This is a genomic window from Anaerocolumna jejuensis DSM 15929 (genome assembly GCF_900142215.1).
GTDB classification, from domain to species: domain Bacteria; phylum Bacillota; class Clostridia; order Lachnospirales; family Lachnospiraceae; genus Anaerocolumna; species Anaerocolumna jejuensis.
Genome location: NZ_FRAC01000011.1, coordinates 96,107 through 114,651 on the forward strand (window position 1 = coordinate 96,107; position 18,545 = coordinate 114,651).

Below are 18,545 nucleotides of genomic sequence, written 5' to 3' on the forward strand. Positions count from 1 at the left end.
AATATATAATATAGCTTTTTCATCTGGCAAGGATGTCGTCACAGGAATGTAGACGGCATTTTTTATTGCGCATGTATACGGCGAAGCCGGCTTACACCGGTTGTTTTAACAGCCCTGACTTCCCGGCATGCCACAAGAAAGAGCCTACCCAACACGCCGCAAGATAGCGCCGAGGATTTCGCAGGTGCAATCTTGTGTGTGAAAATTGCTTTTTAATTTTCACACTATTCACTTTTGATAGGAGCTGCCAAAGGGGGTAGTTTTCTATAAACAATTTATAGGGGCCGGAATAACTATCAATGGGGATAGGCCTTTGCTCAAAGCCATCGTTTAGATGGCCCGGCCCCCGAAAAACAGCATAACCGTCAAAAGATTACATAAGCTTCCAGGGCATTTATGGCACCAATAAAAGACCTATTGGTGCTTTTTTACTATGCTCTGTACAAAGAAATATGCAAAATTTATCTTTCGGATTGTCAGATTATAGATTATAATGGGGTTATACTCAAAAGATAGCTGAGGTGGGACATGGGAATAACGATAAATCAGAATGCGGTAAATCAAGTAGATAAGAATACAACAATATACCTGGAAGGAGAGCAGATCAAAGGTGTGGCAATTATCCTTAAGGGAAGAGTTCTTGCCAAAAGCAAGGGAGCCAGAGTGCTGCTTGGTACCGGTAATTTTATCGGAGTGAGTGATTTGAGCTTTGGCAGATATCTTTGTTCCTATGAGGCCTTTGATGAAGTGCTGTTCTATAGCTTTCCGGTAAAGAGCATGGAAGAGATAACAGATATCTTCAATATAAACAAAGACTATAAAGGTTTAATGTCGGCATCTTTATCCAGATATGTAGCAGAAATTGAGAAGGTATATGCACAGCTTCATAATGGGGCAAAGGATATTTACAGCTTTACGGATAAATACCATGCCAAATACATGGAGCTTGGCAGCAAGCTGGGATATTCCGTTAGTTCGATAGCCGTGTTAAATGAGCTTGAACCTTATAACGAAGAAACCATGCTGGATGAGAGAAAGCTGGAATATTATAAAGAATGTGCCAGGATATCAGTGGATAACTGGAAAGCTTTCTGCTCCTACGGTGAGGCAGTGACTCTCTACACCCTTGAGGAAACGCAGGAACTAATCAGCCAGATGCTGAACGAATGCAGCAGAATGGCGGATTATCTTGAGAAGCTTATGCTTGGGCTTATTAACAATTCAGATAACTGCCTGTATAAGGGTTATGCTGCACTTGCCATTTCAATTGATGAAACCGGAGGGGACAACAGAGAATTAATCAGGGTAGTGGATGCTATTATAGAACGCATTAATTATCTGGAAAAGACCTTTGAAGAAAAGCTCGGGAGAAAGTGTAATGTTGACAGAAAACGTATGGAAGAGATATATTATGTGCTTATCTCCAAGACCTCAAACCGCAAGGAACAGGTAGATAACAACTTCCAGTATACCGAAAATGAAACCAAGGAAGTAACGGAATCTCTGGAAGGGGCACTGCAGCAGATATGTGTCTATGCTTTGTATGACACGGAAAAGGCAGACGACCTGGCAAAGGGCATCCTGGATTTTATAAATCTCAGGGATAAATTCTCCACAGATGACAGAATCCGAATACTCCGCAGAAGACTGACGCAGCATTTTTATGAGCTGTATGAGCTCGTATTTTTAAAAGCCTGCAAGGAGCAGAACGCTCCGAAAGTAATAGACCTCTTTTTAAAGTATGGTCTTTTAGATGAAAGGCTCTTGACAACAGACCAGTTAAGAGAGCTGTATTTCCTGGATGATGAGATGGTTAAGCAAAATGGACTTTGTAAGGTCTATGATATAAAGACCTGGCTTACCTGCGTCTACAACGGGGAAAAGGAACCTTCCAAAAACGAATTTGACCAGGAATATGTGGACTGGTTAAGAAGCAACCGCAAGAGAGGGGAAATTACCGAAGAAGGGGAAAGGGATGCCTTGACCAACCCTGTGCTCAGAGCCAAGTATGAGATGCAGAATATGTTCCGTTATAACAGCAAGGTCGTAAACGGACAGTTCAGTACCTTTGTACCTTTTCTCTGGGGCGAGAGTATCATAAAGAGCTTCCAGAATATGCTGCTGACCCCGGAACGCGTGAATACTGCCATCAATAATCTGCTGGAGATTGACTACTCTATCTTTCACAGAGAGGTATTGTATGTTAACCAGGCAAAGGGAATAGCAAAGGAATATGTTATGAAGCCGGTTTACCCGGACATTGTCCTGATGCCGGTAATGGGCTACAATGGAGTAATGTGGCAGGAGATTACGGGAAAGAAAAAGAGCAGGGAAGGACGTTTTATATTCCCTATCTTTGCAGATGCAAACCTAAATGATATTCTGATCAAGGTCTTTGGCAAATTCCGCTGGGAGCTGTGCAGAAGTATACAGGGCAATGCCTGGAATAATATCAAGGAAAAATCTCTGACCTCCGAGTATGCCGATTACATACAGTTTTACCGTAAGAACAGAGATATTTCCGAAGAAATGAGAGAAAAAATCAAGACCCAGATACAAAAGGGCAGAAACAATTACAGGGAAATCTTTGTTATTGACTATGAAGGCTGGATGAAGGGAGAATCCACCGGAGCTGTGAAGTTAAACCGAATAGCCCGGGAAATCCTTGCTACGTACTGTCCTTTTAAAAAGGAAATCCGCGAGCGGCTGAAAGGAATGCCTTTGTTTTCTGATGCTATGGAGCGGCAAGCCAGAAATACCATAAAGAAAATAAGGGATACGGAGCTTAAATACCGTTCCATCGAAAAGGACGGAGGAGAAATAACTCCGGAGCTTAAGGATTCTTTGAGCTTTTACAAGGAACTGTAGAGGTATCTTCAGGATAACTGGGAAGGTACATATTGAAAAATTAATAGTAATGACCAGGTTAGGGCAGGGTTCTTTGAATTCTGCCCTATATTTTTTACGGAATCCTGTCATTTGCTGAGTAAAGGACTGGGAAAGAACTTGTATAAATACAGTGGAAATGGTAAGATAGATGCATTAAAGGAACTATTTGCAATATTGGTGGCGTAAAGGAGGCTGCTATGGAGCGGTATGATAATATAGTAAAGATAGAAGAAATCCGTAAGTTAACAGATGATGGACAGTATCAAAAAGCTGTCAAAATCCTTGACACCATGGATTTGCACAGGATAAAGTCACTGACTGATTTAAGTATTCTTGCTGATGTGTTAACAGAAAACGGACGGTTTGATGAGGCAATGGAACTTCTTGGCAGGATTTATGAGAAGTCCAAGACAAGGCGTGTCCTCTATCAGATGGTGGAGATTTCCATCAAACAGGGAGATGCGGACCAGGCAGAGGATTATTTGCTGAAATACCAGAAGGCGGCTCCGAATGACTCTTATCGTTTTATATTCCGTTATTACATAGATAAATTAAAGGGAGAGCCTGCGGAGGTCCTGATAGAATCCCTGGAGCAGCTAAAAGAATATGAATATATTGAAGTATGGGCTTATGAACTTGCCAAGCTCTATCACAAGGCAGGGCTGAGGGATAAGTGTGTCAGGGAGTGCTCTGACATCATACTCTGGTTTGGCGACGGAATATATGTAGAAAAGGCCATGCTGTTAAAGGCATACTATGTGGGAGAAATCGATCCCATCCACATATTGAAAGCAAAGGATAAAAAGGAAACAAGAGAGAGACTGGGACTTGACAAGACGAAGGATTACAGCAGTATCAGGGAACAGATAAATGAGTATCTTGCCGGGGAAGAAACCGGGGAGAACAGCAGTGCAGCGGAGGAAACTGAGGAATATAGAGGAATAGAAGAAAGCAGTAAAACAGAGGCTAACTCCGAAGAAGTCCTGGCTGCTAAGCGGGAAGAAGCAGCGTCGGAAAGCAAAAAGTTCGAATACAAAAAAACTGAAAGCAATAAGCCTGAAACCATAGCTTCTAAAACCATAGGTTCTGAAAGCACAGTTTCTGAAGGCATAAATTCTAAAAGCATAGAATCTAAAAGCATGGATTACAAAAGCATAGATTCTAAAAGCACAGAATTTGTAAGCACAGAATTTAAAAGCATAGATTCCGAAAGCACAGATTCCGAAAGCAGAGAATACGAAATAACGGATTCTGAAAGCATAGAGCCTGAAAGTACAGAATCTGAAAGCACAGAGCCTGAAAATACATATTATGAAAATACCTATTCGGAAAGTACAGAACCTGCGGGGATAAATCCTGCTTATACACAGGCAGAAGGTACAAATCCCGAAGATACAAAGGCTGTTAGTACAAATTCCGAAACCTCAGAGCCTGATGGCTTAGAGAGGAATACTGTCTATGGGGATGATTCTGAATCAGAAAATGGAGCAGGTAAGGAAGAAGAGGAAGCTTACGGTGAAAGGGGCTTGGAGGAAAGTATATTTACCCTGTTTGAAAGAGCATCCTTTGATTTCCAAAAGGAGCTGGGAGGCTTTTTGCAGTCGGACGAGGTAAAAAAACAGTTTCAATACTGCCTTGAAAATATTCTTTCGGATTCTGCCAACAGCAAATTTTTAAGCATCACTGGAGATAAGGAGAACGGTAAGACCTCCTTTGCCTTAAAAATCTGTAAGGGATTGTATTATCTTAAATGGATAAAAACTGACAGGATTGCCAAAATAACAGGAGAGAATCTGAACAGGGTCGATATCCTTAAACAGAAGGAAAGGCTTTACGGCAGTACACTTATTATAGAGAATCCGGGAATGCTTCAGGCAGATGCTGCTCAGAGGCTTTATACCTTTTTTAAGGAAATGGATGATAATATATTTGTTATGATAGAAGGGACCGGAGAGGAGATCAGCAGCTTTCTGGATGGTAATCCGCTGTTCAAGGAATATTTTACTTATGAAATCTCTCTTGCTCCTTATACTATAAATCAGCTGGTTTTCTTCGCGAAGCAGTATCTGGAGAATAATAATTATATGCTAAAGGATGAAGTCAAGGGTGATTTTATAAAAGCCCTTACGGAAGCAGCAGCTGTGGAAGATGGCAGAGGAGCTTATGGAAAGGCCATGAGGTTAGCGGTAAAGGCAAAGAAGGCTGCGGACGCCAGATATAAGTCCTTGCTTGGGGATATACTAAATAGCGGGAAACTGAAAGAAGATGATCTGCTATACATTATCAAAGAGGATATTATAATGGAGGAAATATAACAGCATGGAAAACCAGATCTTTGTAATAGGACATGTAAATCCGGATACGGATTCTATTTGTTCGGCTATTGCATATGCGCACTTAAAGACGAAGCTTTCAGGAGAGGGATTTGTGCCGAAAAGGGCAGGACATATCAATTCGGAAACAAAGTTTGTACTGGAAGCCTTCAAGGTAAGTGCACCGGGTTATCTGCCGGATGTCCGTACACAGGTAAAGGATATCGAAATCCGCAGGACAAAAGGAGTAAAGTGCGGAATTTCCTTAAAAGAGGCCTGGTCCTATATGAGGGAAAGCAATGTGGTGACACTTCCCATTGTGGATGCAGAAGACCATCTGGAAGGACTTATAACAGTAGGAGATATTACGAAGTCTTATATGGACGTCTATGATAACAGGATACTTACGAAGGCTCATACTCCCTGCCGGAATCTGGTGGAGACACTGGAAGGAGAATTAATTGTAGGAAGCAGTGAAGAGATATTTCATAATGGAAAAGTCTTAATAGCGGCAGCAAATCCCGACCTTATGGAAAATTATATAGAAAAGGACGATGTTGTGATATTGGGAAACCGCTATGAATCCCAGCTTTGTGCCATTGAGATGAATGCCGGCTGCATCATTGTATGTGATGGGGCAAGCGTGTCCAAAACCATTACAAAGATGGCTCAGAATAACAGCTGTATTATTATAAAGACACCCTATGACACCTTTACCGCAGCCAGGCTTATCAACCAGAGTATACCAATTCAGTTCTTTATGACGGACAAAGACATTCTTTCCTTTACAAAGGATGATTATATTGAAGATATAAAGGGCATCATGGCCCAAAAGAGACACAGGGATTTCCCCATACTTGACAAGGACGGATATTATTTTGGAATGATATCCAGGCGAAATCTGCTGGGAGCAAAGAGAAAGAAGCTCATCTTAGTGGACCACAATGAGAAGTCCCAGGCAGTCGACGGGCTGGAAGATGCGGAGATATTGGAAATCATAGACCACCACAGGCTTGGCAGCCTTGAGACCATTAATCCGGTGTTTTTCCGGAACCAGCCTTTAGGATGCACTGCTACGATTATCTACCAGATGTACCTGGAGCATCAGATAAGCATTGAGCCTCAGATAGCAGGCCTTTTATGCTCTGCCATTCTATCGGATACCCTGGTCTACCGTTCTCCTACCTGTACGGAAATGGATAAGCAGGCAGCGGAAGCATTGGCAAAGCTTGCAGGAATCCAGACAGAGGAGTATGCCAGAAGAATGTTTGAGGCAGGCAGCGATTTGACAAATAAGAGCCCTGAGGAGATTTTTTATCAGGATTTTAAGAAATTTACTACCGGAGAGGTTAGCTTTGGAGTGGGTCAAATCAGTTCCATGAGCAGAGAGGAACTGGACAGGATTAAAGAATCCCTGGTTCCCTATATGCAGAAAGCCTACCACGAGCATGGAGTGGAAATGCTGTTCTTTATGCTCACCAATATTATGGACGGTTCCACCGAGTTCTTATATCAGGGAGCAGGAGCCAAGGAATTATTGATTAATACCTTCCACTTTGACAAGAATGATAAAGTATTTCACCTTGAGAATGTCGTATCAAGAAAAAAGCAGGTTATACCTGCCTTAATGCTGGCTTTGCAGGAAAACTAATCCTGCATTTTAAACTGGAGAATTACGGGTGTTTTCAAGTTCTTGCCGCCCTTTGACTTTACATCCTTTGTTATGGTCAGAATATAGGACTCGTTTTGGGAATAAGCCTCCAAAGGCTCGATTTCTATGTATTGATTGATGGTATCATAGCGGATATAGGTCTTAAGCGGTATTTGGTTTATAGTGGTCACATAGAGATTTTTATTGTTAATGGTTGCAGGGTCAAGAGGAGCAGTAAATCTGATACGCCAAACGAATTTGCCGGTACGGAATTTAAAGGACTGCTTTACTTTATCCTGAACATTTTGTGTTATAGCTTCTATTTCTATCATGTTATCAGCCATTTTCATTGCCTCCTTAACGGAATTGTATAGTATACCACGAATTTGGGTTACGGGGTTTTCTCAGTGCCTCTTTAATAGAAAGCTGTATTGTTTTTCTTGAAACTATTATACAATAAAATGCAGAAAAATGGTAGTAAGAAAAAAGGTCGAGTTTAAAAAACAAATTTTTAGCGGTGTTAGTAACAGTAAAGCAGCAGTAAAGTATCGATAAGATAGTTATGAAAGAGGTAAAGGTAATGAAAAAGGAATTTTGGAAGCCGGGTAATATGCTCTATCCCCTTCCGGCTGTTATGGTAGGCTGTAAGGGAAAGGACGGAAAAAATAATATTATTACGGTTGCCTGGACGGGGACAGTCTGTACAAATCCGCCTATGGTATATATTTCCATTAGAAAAGAAAGATATTCCTATGGTATTATTAAGGATACCGGGGAATTTACTATAAATCTCACTGGCCAAAGCCTGGTGCGGGCCGCAGATTACTGTGGGGTCAAGTCCGGCAGAGAGGTGGACAAGTTTAAGGAAATGAAATTAACACCTGTAAAAGGAGTTCACATTGAAGCACCCTGTATTGAGGAAGCACCTGTAAATATTGAATGCAGACTAAAGGAAATCATTCCTCTGGGCTCACATGATATGTTTCTTTCCGAAGTACTTGGAGTGCATGCAGACAGTAAGTACATGAATGAAAAAGGTAAATTTGATTTAAGCAAGGCAAAGCCCATCGTTTATTCTCATGGAGAATACTATGGACTTGGTGAACTGCTGGGGACATTTGGATATAGTGTTAAAAAATAAATAGCATAAACTGCGTTCATTCGGAAAAAATAAAAAATACTTGGCGAAGAGTGATAAAGATGTTATAATCATGACATTATGTGCGAAAGGACATGCCTATGAAAAATATAGTCTTAATTGGAATGCCTTCAGCCGGTAAGAGTACCATTGGAATCATCCTTGCTAAGGTTTTGGGATATCAGTTTCTTGATTCCGACCTATTAATTCAGGAGCAGGAAAAAGCTTTGTTAAAAGATATCATTGACGAAAGAGGAATAGATGGTTTTCTGGCTATTGAAAATCAGGTAAATAGTGAGATAGATGCCGTAGCTACGGTAATTGCCACAGGCGGAAGTGTTGTTTATGGAAAGGAAGCCATGGAACACCTCCTGAAAAACGGAATTGTTGTGTACATTAAGCTTTCCCTTAAAACGATTGCCGACCGTCTGGGGAACATAAAGCAAAGGGGGGTCGTCTTAAGAGAGGGGCAAAATCTTAAGATGCTATATGAGGAGAGATGCCCTCTTTATGAGAAGTATGCCCATATTACAGTCAGCGGGGAAAATTTAAATACCGAGGAGCTTATGGAAAAGATTATAGAAGAATTCCACAAGATTAAGGAAAAGTAGCGTCAGAAATTTGTGAAAAGTTATTTACAACCTGTGGTTTTATGGTATAATCAAATTGTTTGTGAAACAAAAAACAAATGTAACAAAAAGAGAAACAAAAGTATACAGAGAAATAGGATGGCAGCCTCTTTGTTTAGGCATAAGCGAGAGAGGTTTTAATTTTATGTAAAAGCCATTTGTAACATGTATTATACGGCCTCCTGTGGATAAGCCGTTAGAAGTTAATAAAGAGGTGTGCGATGGAGCAATATATTATAAAGGGTGGGACGACCTTGCAAGGAGAGGTCACTATCGGCGGCGCAAAAAATGCGGCACTTGGTATCATATGCGCGGCAATCATGACAGATGAGCCAGTTGTAATAGGAAATTTACCTGAAATCGGCGATATTCATGTGCTTTTACAGGCCATTGAAGAAATCGGCGCTAAAGTTGATAGAATAGATGAGCATACAGTTAAGATTGATGGGAAAGGTATTGATCCGAATATTGGTATTGATTACGATTTTATCAGAAAAATAAGGGCTTCCTACTATCTTTTGGGAGCACTTTTAGGAAAATATAAAAAGGCCCAGGTTGCATTGCCCGGAGGCTGCAATATCGGAAGCCGTCCCATTGACCAGCATATCAAGGGTCTGGAAGCTTTAGGAGCTGTTGTTAAAATTGAACATGGAATGATAAAAGCAAAGGCTGATAAGTTACAGGGAAATCATATTTATCTGGACTGCGCCAGTGTGGGAGCCACCATTAATATAATGCTTGCTGCCTGTCTTGCAGAGGGAGTTACGATTATTGAGAACTCCGCGAAAGAGCCCCATGTTGTTGATGTAGCAAACTTTCTGAACAGTATGGGAGCCAACATCAAAGGCACCGGAACAGATGTTATCCGTATCAAGGGTGTGGAGAAGTTAAACGGAAGCGACTATACCATTATCCCTGACCAGATCGAGGCAGGAACCTTTATGTTCGCTGCAGCGGCTACAAAGGGAGATGTACTGATAAAAAATGTCATACCAAAACATTTGGAGGCTATAACAGCCAAGCTGATTGAAATTGGGGTACAGGTAGAGGAGTATGATGATGCCATTAGAGTAAATGCTAAGGGTACTCTTGGACATACTCATGTTAAGACCTTACCTTATCCGGGATTTCCTACGGACATGCAGCCTCAGATTTCAGCTGTCCTGGTTACCTCGGAAGGAACCAGTATTGTAACAGAGACCCTGTTTGAGAACAGGCTCCGCTATGTGGATGAGCTTTCCAGAATGGGAGCAAATATAAAGGTGGAGGGAAACACAGCGGTTATTGTCGGTGTGAAGAACCTCACCGGAGCTATTGTAAGTGCGCCGGATCTAAGAGCCGGAGCCGCCCTTGTAATAGCCGGTCTTGCCGCTACAGGTTTTACACTTGTGGAGCAGGTTGAATATATTGAAAGAGGCTATGAGAATTTTGAAAGAAAGATGCAGGGACTTGGAGCTATAATAGCCAAGTTGGATGCGGAAGATGAAAAAGCAGTACAGAAATTTAAATTAAAAGTTAGCTGATAATATTATATAATAAAATGCCGGCGAAACATATCTGTTTTGCCGGCATTTCTTATATGGATTTTAAAGAAATTTAAGTATTGACTTTAATAGTTAAATGATAGGTACTAAGTATTAAGATATAAAAGGATAGGGTTTATAAAAGCGCCTCCACCTTCAAATCCTTTTCCTTTGATAAATCCAGGAAGGATGAAGCAAGCTGGATAACGGGTTTTGATAAGGCTTGCTTATTAATCAGGCGGATTTCTCCTTCCTTCCCGTTGCTTAAACGGACACGGTTACCTACATAAGCCTGTACGATTTTTTCTAAAAAGAGCAATATGTAAGCAGGGTCGTATTTTTGCAAGCCCTCGGATTCAAAAACAGAGATGGCTTCAAAGGGACTCAGGGCAGGACGGTACACTCTGGCCGAAGTCATGGCATCATAGACATCAACAATGCCGATAATTTTGGCAAAGGGTTCAATCTCATCTCCTTTTATCTTGTAAGGATAGCCGCTGCCATCACATCTTTCGTGGTGCATCAGGGCGGCATTGGCAATACGGGGGTCCAATCCCTTATTTTTTAATATATTATATCCCTGGATGGGGTGGGTCTTAATGGTTATGTAATCAGAAGCAGTTAATTTTTCCTGCTTATTAATCAGTTCTCCTGGAAGAGAAAGCTTTCCTACATCATGAAGAAGACCGGCAAGAGTAAGGACCTCTAAATCCTTATCAGGAAGCTTTAACCACTGGCCAAATACATTGCAGAGTAGGGAAACATTCATGCAGTGTACATAGGTGATGTCATCATACTGCCTCATGCAATGTAGCATATCAAATACATGAATTCCATTACGGGTCTTATGAAGCAGGTCGGAGGTATGCTCCAACAAGCCATCGATATCAATTGGTTCGTTTTTATCTGTCAGCTTATTAAACTCATTTTTAAAAGTATCTACCTGTTCGGTGAAGGCAGATTGGAATTCCTGAAATTCGATGCTTTCACGCACCTTTTGAGAGTAACTGGTTTCTTTAACGGGCATCAGTGGCTCCTTTGTCTCTTGGATAATGTTGAATTCACTTATGGAATTAAATTTTAATCTGGTTATGATCCTGTCAGTGAGCATTACTCCCTTGGATATAACCAGCTGGTTGGTGGAATTATAAATATCGTCTGACACAATCAAACCGGGTTTTGCCTGCTTTATGGAAATTCTTTGCTTGTTCAACATTATTACGCTCCTATCCGCGTCTTATCCGGCGCATATGGTTACAGATAAAGGGGTATCTGTAATTTCCATTATATAGCTTTAGTATAGAAAAAAGCGTTAGAGTTGTCAATAAAAAAATACTTGACAAAGACAGCAGAATGCTATATCCTCAAAGACGTAGTATAATATTGTATAAACTTATTTCTCTTATTCAGAGTGACGGAGAGTAAAGGCTCTATGAAGTCACGGCAACCCCCTTTGCGGAAGGTGCCAACCTGAGCGAGCAATCGAACAATAAGAGGATTTGATGCATTTTTCAAGTCCGCTTAGCAGGGCTTTTTTTATTACATAAAAACAATGCAATGAATAGGCTCCGCTAAGAAAGCACTTTGGCAGGTTATATTTGGTAACGGTTACACAGAAATGCAATTTGATGGAACGGTTACCGGATAAAAAGATGCCTTGTGCGGGAATTGTATCCACATAGAGAAAAGGTTTGTATAACAAATCAAAGATTTGATATTCACGAAAGGAGTTAATATGAATAAGCTATTATTTACGTCAGAATCAGTAACAGAAGGGCATCCGGACAAAATCTGTGACCAGGTATCGGATGCAGTACTGGATGCGATGCTGGAGCAGGACCCTATGAGCCGTGTTGCTTGTGAAACAGCTATTACCACAGGGTTGGTGCTGGTAATGGGAGAAATCACAACAAATGGTTATGTGGATATCCAGAAGGTTGTACGTGATACCATCCGTGAAATCGGCTATGACAGGTCCGACTTTGGATTTGATGCCAATACCTGCGGTGTTATGGTGGCTCTTGATGAGCAGTCAGCTGATATTGCCATGGGTGTTAACAAGGCATTGGAAGCCAAGGAACACACCATGTCCGAGGATGAGCTGGAAGCCATCGGTGCAGGGGACCAGGGTATGATGTTTGGGTTTGCCAGCAACGAGACAGAAGAATATCTGCCATACCCCATTTCGCTGGCCCACAAGTTGACAAGACAGCTTACCAAGGTTCGTAAAGATGGCACACTGCCTTATTTAAGGCCCGACGGAAAATCCCAGGTAACGGTTGAATATAATGAAGAGGGCAAGCCAATACACTTAAATGCAGTGGTTCTTTCCACCCAGCATAACCCGGAGGTTACCCAGGAGCAGATTCATACGGATATCAGGAAATATGTATTTGATGAAGTACTTCCAAAGGAATTGGTGGACGACAGAACAAAATTCTTTATTAATCCTACCGGCCGCTTTGTAATCGGCGGACCCAATGGTGACAGCGGTTTAACGGGACGTAAGATAATCGTTGATACCTACGGCGGATACGCACGTCACGGCGGCGGAGCTTTCTCCGGTAAGGACTGCACAAAGGTTGACCGTTCAGCGGCCTATGCTGCCCGTTATGTAGCAAAGAACATTGTAGCCGCAGGCCTGGCAGATAAGTGCGAAATTCAGTTGTCCTATGCGATTGGAGTTGCACAGCCTACCTCCATTATGGTGGATACCTTTGGCACCGGCAGCTTAAGCTCAGAGGAGCTGGTAGAAATTATCAGAGAGAACTTTGACCTTCGTCCTGCAGGAATCATCAAGATGCTGGATTTAAGACGTCCTATCTACAAGCAGACCGCAGCTTACGGACATTTCGGAAGAAATGATCTTGATCTGCCCTGGGAAAAAACGGATAAAGTAGAGACTCTTAAAAAATATAAGAAATAAGCCTATTCTTCCATAATATAAATCCTGCCCGGCAAGAAGGAAATAAGCAAATGCTGCAGGTATTATAAAACAGATATTATTAAAACAGGTATTATTAATAAGAACAGAGGGTATCCTGACACAGCGGCTGGGATGCCCTCTGTTCTTATTATAAAGGCTGCCAAATTAAGCTTCACGGCAGAAGTTCATAAAATATTTAGAAAGCTCATAGTTATTTTCGGTGTAGAACCGGAAGTCATATGGTATAATACGATTAGAAACTTTGGAATATTCTGATAGGAGGGTTAACAATTGAAATTAAAGGGCAGGCTTTTAACAGCCTTTCTCATCATAACAACCATACCTCTTATGCTGGTTTGTCTTTCCCTAAGCCTTATTATCGGGTATCAGAGCAATGAAATAAAGCAGACCTATGACGTAAAGACCGATTCCATTACAGCATTTTCCAATCCTGTACAGCTTTTAAGCAGGCTTACCAGGGGAGTATACAATGAGATTGTTCTGACGGCGGCAAAGGATTCAGAGAAGTTTGCCGATGGGAACTATATAAATTATCTTGAAAAAGAGCTGAAGGGAAAACACTCCTATCTTGCCGTAAGAAAGGCCGATGATTTTATATATATCGGCGATACGGACAGATTCGATAAAATAAAGGACAGCTTCCCTGCTTTTGGTGAATATACCGGAAATGCAGAAGGCGGATTATATGTGGACAGTAACCATCCCTTTCTGCTGAAGCAGCAGGATTTTCAATATAAGGACGGTACGGAAGGAAGCGTATTTATCATAACGGAGCTGGATACGCTGATACCCCAGATAAAGGCTTCTGCCATACAGCTGCTTTTATCCCTGATATCCATTATTATCCTTACGGCTTCCGTGCTTATTATATGGATTTACCGCAGTATTATCATTCCCATCAATACCCTCCATGCTGCTACCAATGCCATGAAGGAGGGAAATCTGGATTATTCCATTGAGGGAGATCCCGAGGATGAAGTCGGTCAGCTTTGTGTGGACTTTGAAGAGATGAGAATCCGCTTAAAGGAATTAATTGATGTGAGATTCCGCTATGAGCAGGAGATGAAAGAGCTGATAAGCAATATTTCCCATGATTTAAGGACTCCCATAACAGCAATTAAAGGCTATGCGGAGGGCATTATGGACGGTGTGGCAGATACAAAGGAGAAGCAGGAAAAATACATTAAGACCATATATACCAAGGCAAATGACCTGTCCGTTCTGGTCGACGAGCTTTCCTTTTATTCAAAAATTGACTGTAATACCATGCCCTATACCTTTTCCTGCATCAATCTGGGAGATTACTTCGAGGACTGTTTAGGAGAGATTACCCTTGACCTGGAGGTTAAGAATATAGAAGTGGAATACCATAATGATACGGATAAGGAAACCAAGGTGAATGTGGATGCAGAGCAGTTGAAGCGTGTTATCAGCAATATCGTTGGGAATTCCGTTAAATATATGGGAAAGAAGCAGGGGCATATTGCTATCCACATTCTGGACGGCGCAGCGTTCAACAGGTCGGAAGAGGTCGTTATCAGCATAGAGGATAACGGTGAGGGGATTCCTGTAAAAGACCTTCCCTTCGTATTTGAGAGGTTTTACAGGGCTGATGCTTCCAGGAATTCGACCAAGGGCGGTACCGGTCTTGGTCTTGCCATAGTAAAGAAAATTATCGAAGACCATATGGGAACGATATGGGCTGAGAGTGAAGAGGATAAAGGAACTACCATATATTTTACATTAAGAAAGTGCAAGGAGGATGTCAAGAATGAACAGGATACTGATAGTGGAAGATGAGACGGCAATCGCAGAACTGGAAAAGGATTATCTGGAGCTCAGCGGCTTTGAGGTGGAAATAGAGAATGACGGAGACCAGGGCCTTGAGAGGGCTTTAAAGGAAGAATTCGACCTGATAATATTGGATTTGATGCTTCCCGGTACAGATGGCTTTGAAATCTGCAAAAATGTCCGCAGTGCTAAGAATATTCCCATTCTTATGGTCTCAGCCAAAAAAGAAGATATCGATAAAATCAGAGGACTTGGCATGGGAGCGGATGATTACATTACAAAGCCCTTCAGCCCCAGTGAGCTGGTAGCAAGAGTGAAGGCACATCTTGCCCGGTATGAGCGTCTGATCGGTGACAGTGCCAGGGAAAATGAAGTGATAGAAATCCGAGGCCTAAAGATTGACAAAACAGCCAGAAGAGTATACGTTAATAATGAAGAGAGAAATTTTACCACCAAGGAATTTGACCTGCTTACCTTTCTGGCAGAGAATCCCAACCGGGTATATACAAAGGAAGAACTCTTCCAGAAAATATGGGATATGGATTCCATAGGAGATATAGCAACTGTCACAGTGCATATAAAAAAAATCCGGGAAAAGATAGAATTCAATACCTCAAAGCCCCAGTATATAGAGACAATATGGGGAGTAGGTTACCGGTTTAAAGTATAATTTATAAAAAAAGGAGAAGTATAATTATGGAGACAAGGATTGCATTAGTGGGTATTATTGTGGAAAATCTTGATAAGGTGGAAGAGGTCAATCATATCCTCCACGATTTCGGAAAGTTCATCATTGGCCGAATGGGACTTCCTATAAGGGATCAGGAGATGAATATTATCAGCATAGTCGTAGAAGCAGATAATAACACCATCAATTCCCTGTCCGGAAAGCTAGGCATGCTGGAAGGTATCAGCGCGAAGACTGTTTATTCAAAAGCGGGAGTGTCGGACTGTAATGCGTTAACCTAACAGGCTTTACTTGTGCTGTATACCATGTTATAATGTTAACCATTAAACTTTAGGAAAAGCTTTTGGTATACGATTAGGAGGACACTATGCATATCACAATAACAGGAAATCTGGGGAGCGGAAAATCCACCATTTGTAAAATTTTAGAGGACAAGTACGGCTTTGAGATTTATTCCACAGGGAAGGTTCAGAGAGAACTGGCCAGGCAAATGAACATGACAACCCTTGAAATGAACCAGTTAATGTGCAGTGACCACAAATATGATAACATGATAGATGACACTACAGCCAGAATCTCCAGAGAGAATCCGGACAAAAATATTATTTTTGATTCCAGGCTGGCCTGGCATTTCGTAGAAAAATCCTTTAAGGTATTTCTTTCAGTAGACTTAAATATAGCGGCAGAAAGAGTATTGAAGGATAACAGAGGCAAGGAAGAGCAGTATTCCTCTGTAGAAGAAGCCAAAGAAAAGCTGTTTCAGAGAGCCCAGACGGAGAATCTGCGCTATAAGGATATTTATAACCTGGATTATTTTAATTTTTCCAATTATAATCTGGTAGTTGAAAGTACCTATGCTTCACCGGAGTTAATTGCCTCTGTCATTATGAAGGAAGCAAAGGATTATTATGGATTGGTTGCCGATAATCATGGAGACATGGTGAAGGTATCCAGAATATTACTGTCTCCCAAGTCTTTGTATAAGGAAGAAGTAAACAAAGAAGAGGCAAATACTTTAAAGAGTAAAATTGTGGAATACGAAAAGATAAAAGGACTTCCGGACGTTAGAATTGCAGCTCAGAAGGACGGGGATAATTACCAGGTCTTAAGTGGTATGAATGAAGTAAAAGCCGCAAAAGAAGCAGATGTTCCCTTTCTATTAACTGCCTTGGATATTCATTAAAACCATTCTTTTGAAATTGATGAAATAATCACCTAACATACAAATGGTCTTTTGGAGGATAATACAAACAGAGGGTATTTATAAATACCCTCTGTTTTTCTCTATTTATCAGGTCTTATTATTTTACCTGGTAGTTATATCCGAAAAAAGCAGTTTATTTCATCGAGAGCAGAAGGGAGGCAGCCATGTTTTTAAAGAATAATAAGGTAAAAATGCTGGGCATCATCATACTTACGGTATTGGGCGTATACATTGGGCTGGAATATGTATTGCCGCTTTTTGCACCTTTTATTATAGCTTACCTGGTAGCTGCGGCCCTTTCGCCGGTAGTAAAATTTCTGAATCGTAAAATAAAGCTTCCCAAGCTGTTGGGAGCAATATTATCCTTAAGCTTACTTAGCTCCCTTGTGGGTTTTATTTTATATAATATATGCGATATTTTATTAACGCAGGTAGTAGCTCTGCTGAAGAATTTTCCTATTTACCTTTCTGTCCTGACGGGATATGTCGATAACCTCTGTACGGGCTGTGATAAATTTTTAGGAATAAAGCTTGGCACTGTGCAGAATTTTATTTATACGAATTTTGACGGCGTGCTGGTAATTATAAAGAATAAGATAATGCCTGTGATCACTACCAGGAGTATTAACCTGCTGATTGGAATGGTGGGCTTTGTGGGAATACTTTTGATTATGCTTGTCAGTATCCTGCTGCTGATAAAGGATGATGAACAGTATAGGGAAGGGGTAAGAAATTCCGTTTTTTATAAAGATATCCATGTCATTACCTCCAAGCTGTCCCATATGGGAATTGCCTACCTAAAGACCCAGGGGATTATGCTGCTGCTTATTTCACTGGTCTGTACCATAGCAATGTTCTTGATCCGCAATAAATATGCCCTGCTGGTTGGAGTTGGCATTGGTGTGGTGGATGCCTTTCCGATACTTGGAAGCGGCATGATTCTGTTACCCTGGGCAGTTATAAATCTGTTTCAGAAGGATATTTACTCGGCTGCTATTATTCTTACGGCCTACGTTGGCTGCCAGCTTTTACGCCAGACGGTGGAACCAAGACTTTTTGGGAACCGTATAGGGATAAAGCCGGTCTATACCATGATGGCTATGTACGTGGGAGTTAAGGTGTTTGGTTTCCTGGGTTTTCTCCTTGGGCCGGTAGGGCTGGTCATGATTATTACCATCATAAAGGAAGCCAGGAACCGGATAGATGGCTCTAAATTACAGGAGGTAACTTCAGAGAATCATGAGTGAGGCAGAAGTGAATAAGTTGTACGATTGCTTTCGAAGATTATTATAAAAGGCTAATAACGCTGGCTTGATGCCAGTTTTGCCATACTATAATGAAAAAGAGGTTGACAAAGGCAGGGAGGTGGCATAAAATCAATATACAAAGCGAAGAAAAGGAATAGTATATAAATGTTGTCCTCCCAGAGAGAGAATAGGTTGGTGGGAGATTCTCAGGATAACCTTATAGAACCTACCTTGGAGCACTGTATGAAAATACGGCGTAAAACCGGCGATAACGGTGTTAAAGTGAACTGGTGACAGTTAATTAGGGTGGTACCGCCGAGGTCTTTCGGTCCCTTGTGGAGGAAGGACTTTTTTTATTGCCTTTCTGACGGATAGCCAGGTGCATACAGTGCGTTGCATGTAATTTATGCGCTGCATGTAATTTATGCGCTGCATGTAATTTATGCGGTGCATTGTAGTTCATGCGGTGCATTGTAGTTTATGCGGTGCATTGTAGTTTATGCGGTGCATTGTAGTATATGCACCT

14 protein-coding genes, 1 riboswitch and 1 other annotated feature are annotated in these 18,545 nt (G+C 41.3%); of the genes, 12 read left to right on the plus strand and 2 right to left on the minus strand.

The genetic code is table 11. The annotated features are described in order from the left end of the window. The first annotated feature begins 528 nt into the window (after positions 1 to 528). The 3 genes from BUB77_RS11595 to BUB77_RS11605 all read left to right on the plus strand — a co-directional run bounded on the left by BUB77_RS11595 (position 529) and on the right by BUB77_RS11605 (position 6,852). Positions 529 to 2,868 (plus strand): cyclic nucleotide-binding domain-containing protein, encoded by a 2,340-nt coding sequence (locus BUB77_RS11595; RefSeq protein WP_073276000.1) that lies wholly within the window; start codon positions 529 to 531, stop codon positions 2,866 to 2,868. Between the two features lie 218 nt (positions 2,869 to 3,086). Then, positions 3,087 to 5,204 carry a tetratricopeptide repeat protein gene (locus BUB77_RS31115; RefSeq protein WP_073276002.1) on the plus strand — a complete coding sequence of 706 codons (2,118 nt, stop codon included), beginning with the start codon at positions 3,087 to 3,089 and terminating at the stop codon, positions 5,202 to 5,204. A 4-nt stretch (positions 5,205 to 5,208) separates the two neighbouring features. Further along, positions 5,209 to 6,852, plus strand: coding sequence for a putative manganese-dependent inorganic diphosphatase (locus BUB77_RS11605; protein WP_073276004.1), 1,644 nt, complete (start codon positions 5,209 to 5,211; stop codon positions 6,850 to 6,852). Here BUB77_RS11605 and BUB77_RS11610 read toward each other — a convergent pair. Further along, positions 6,849 to 7,196, minus strand: coding sequence for an Ig-like domain-containing domain (locus BUB77_RS11610; RefSeq protein ID WP_073276006.1), 348 nt, complete (start codon positions 7,194 to 7,196; stop codon positions 6,849 to 6,851). The genes BUB77_RS11605 and BUB77_RS11610 overlap by 4 nt on opposite strands. Positions 7,197 to 7,432: 236 nt before the next feature. Here BUB77_RS11610 and BUB77_RS11615 point away from each other — a divergent pair, with 236 nt between their 5' ends. From BUB77_RS11615 to BUB77_RS11625, 3 genes are all read left to right on the plus strand, one after another. After that, positions 7,433 to 7,993, plus strand: coding sequence for a flavin reductase family protein (locus BUB77_RS11615; RefSeq protein WP_073276008.1), 561 nt, complete (start codon positions 7,433 to 7,435; stop codon positions 7,991 to 7,993). 98 nt (positions 7,994 to 8,091) lie between these two features. Continuing rightward, positions 8,092 to 8,601, plus strand: coding sequence for a shikimate kinase (locus BUB77_RS11620; protein WP_170866640.1), 510 nt, complete (start codon positions 8,092 to 8,094; stop codon positions 8,599 to 8,601). 239 nt (positions 8,602 to 8,840) lie between these two features. Then, a complete protein-coding gene (locus BUB77_RS11625) occupies positions 8,841 to 10,142 on the plus strand; it encodes a UDP-N-acetylglucosamine 1-carboxyvinyltransferase (RefSeq protein ID WP_073276012.1) in 1,302 nt (433 codons plus the stop codon). Between the two features lie 136 nt (positions 10,143 to 10,278). Here the strand turns inward: BUB77_RS11625 and BUB77_RS11630 are convergent, their stop codons facing one another. Further along, positions 10,279 to 11,358, minus strand: coding sequence for an HD-GYP domain-containing protein (locus tag BUB77_RS11630; protein WP_073276013.1), 1,080 nt, complete (start codon positions 11,356 to 11,358; stop codon positions 10,279 to 10,281). Positions 11,359 to 11,541: 183 nt separating this feature from the next. Next, a riboswitch (SAM riboswitch) is annotated at positions 11,542 to 11,638 on the plus strand. 239 nt (positions 11,639 to 11,877) lie between these two features. Between BUB77_RS11630 and metK the strand changes: the two genes are divergently transcribed. From metK to BUB77_RS11660, 6 genes are all read left to right on the plus strand, one after another. Continuing rightward, the gene (metK, locus tag BUB77_RS11635) at positions 11,878 to 13,068 is read left to right on the plus strand and encodes a methionine adenosyltransferase (protein WP_073276015.1); all 1,191 of its coding nucleotides are present in this window, start codon (positions 11,878 to 11,880) and stop codon (positions 13,066 to 13,068) included. A 291-nt stretch (positions 13,069 to 13,359) separates the two neighbouring features. Further along, on the plus strand, positions 13,360 to 14,889 hold the full coding sequence (locus BUB77_RS11640) for a sensor histidine kinase (RefSeq protein ID WP_073276017.1): 1,530 nt from the start codon (positions 13,360 to 13,362) through the stop codon (positions 14,887 to 14,889). Further along, entirely contained in the window at positions 14,861 to 15,550 is a 690-nt protein-coding gene (locus BUB77_RS11645; protein WP_073276019.1) for a response regulator transcription factor, read from the plus strand. Before BUB77_RS11640 ends, BUB77_RS11645 begins: the two co-directional genes overlap by 29 nt. 26 nt (positions 15,551 to 15,576) lie before the next feature. Next, positions 15,577 to 15,849, plus strand: a complete 273-nt coding sequence (locus tag BUB77_RS11650; RefSeq protein WP_073276021.1) for a TM1266 family iron-only hydrogenase system putative regulator — start codon at positions 15,577 to 15,579, stop codon at positions 15,847 to 15,849. Positions 15,850 to 15,935: 86 nt separating this feature from the next. Next, positions 15,936 to 16,751, plus strand: a complete 816-nt coding sequence (locus tag BUB77_RS11655; RefSeq protein WP_073276023.1) for a cytidylate kinase family protein — start codon at positions 15,936 to 15,938, stop codon at positions 16,749 to 16,751. A 185-nt stretch (positions 16,752 to 16,936) separates the two neighbouring features. Beyond that, positions 16,937 to 18,019 carry an AI-2E family transporter gene (locus BUB77_RS11660; RefSeq protein ID WP_073276025.1) on the plus strand — a complete coding sequence of 361 codons (1,083 nt, stop codon included), beginning with the start codon at positions 16,937 to 16,939 and terminating at the stop codon, positions 18,017 to 18,019. Between the two features lie 135 nt (positions 18,020 to 18,154). Beyond that, positions 18,155 to 18,356: a binding site (T-box leader), on the plus strand. The last annotated feature ends 189 nt before the right edge of the window (positions 18,357 to 18,545 follow it).

Excerpts from the sequence above, each read along its gene's own strand:
- BUB77_RS11645 (WP_073276019.1), top strand. The coding sequence starts at position 14,861 with ATGAACAGGATACTGATAGTGGAAGATGAGACGGCAATCGCAGAACTG.
- BUB77_RS11630 (WP_073276013.1), bottom strand. The coding sequence starts at position 11,358 with ATGTTGAACAAGCAAAGAATTTCCATAAAGCAGGCAAAACCCGGTTTG.
- BUB77_RS11605 (WP_073276004.1), top strand. The coding sequence starts at position 5,209 with ATGGAAAACCAGATCTTTGTAATAGGACATGTAAATCCGGATACGGAT.
- BUB77_RS11620 (WP_170866640.1), top strand. The coding sequence starts at position 8,092 with ATGAAAAATATAGTCTTAATTGGAATGCCTTCAGCCGGTAAGAGTACC.
- BUB77_RS11615 (WP_073276008.1), top strand. The coding sequence starts at position 7,433 with ATGAAAAAGGAATTTTGGAAGCCGGGTAATATGCTCTATCCCCTTCCG.
- BUB77_RS11610 (WP_073276006.1), bottom strand. The coding sequence starts at position 7,196 with ATGGCTGATAACATGATAGAAATAGAAGCTATAACACAAAATGTTCAG.
- BUB77_RS11655 (WP_073276023.1), top strand. The coding sequence starts at position 15,936 with ATGCATATCACAATAACAGGAAATCTGGGGAGCGGAAAATCCACCATT.
- BUB77_RS11595 (WP_073276000.1), top strand. The coding sequence starts at position 529 with ATGGGAATAACGATAAATCAGAATGCGGTAAATCAAGTAGATAAGAAT.
- BUB77_RS11660 (WP_073276025.1), top strand. The coding sequence starts at position 16,937 with ATGTTTTTAAAGAATAATAAGGTAAAAATGCTGGGCATCATCATACTT.
- metK (WP_073276015.1), top strand. The coding sequence starts at position 11,878 with ATGAATAAGCTATTATTTACGTCAGAATCAGTAACAGAAGGGCATCCG.
- BUB77_RS11625 (WP_073276012.1), top strand. The coding sequence starts at position 8,841 with ATGGAGCAATATATTATAAAGGGTGGGACGACCTTGCAAGGAGAGGTC.
- BUB77_RS31115 (WP_073276002.1), top strand. The coding sequence starts at position 3,087 with ATGGAGCGGTATGATAATATAGTAAAGATAGAAGAAATCCGTAAGTTA.
- BUB77_RS11650 (WP_073276021.1), top strand. The coding sequence starts at position 15,577 with ATGGAGACAAGGATTGCATTAGTGGGTATTATTGTGGAAAATCTTGAT.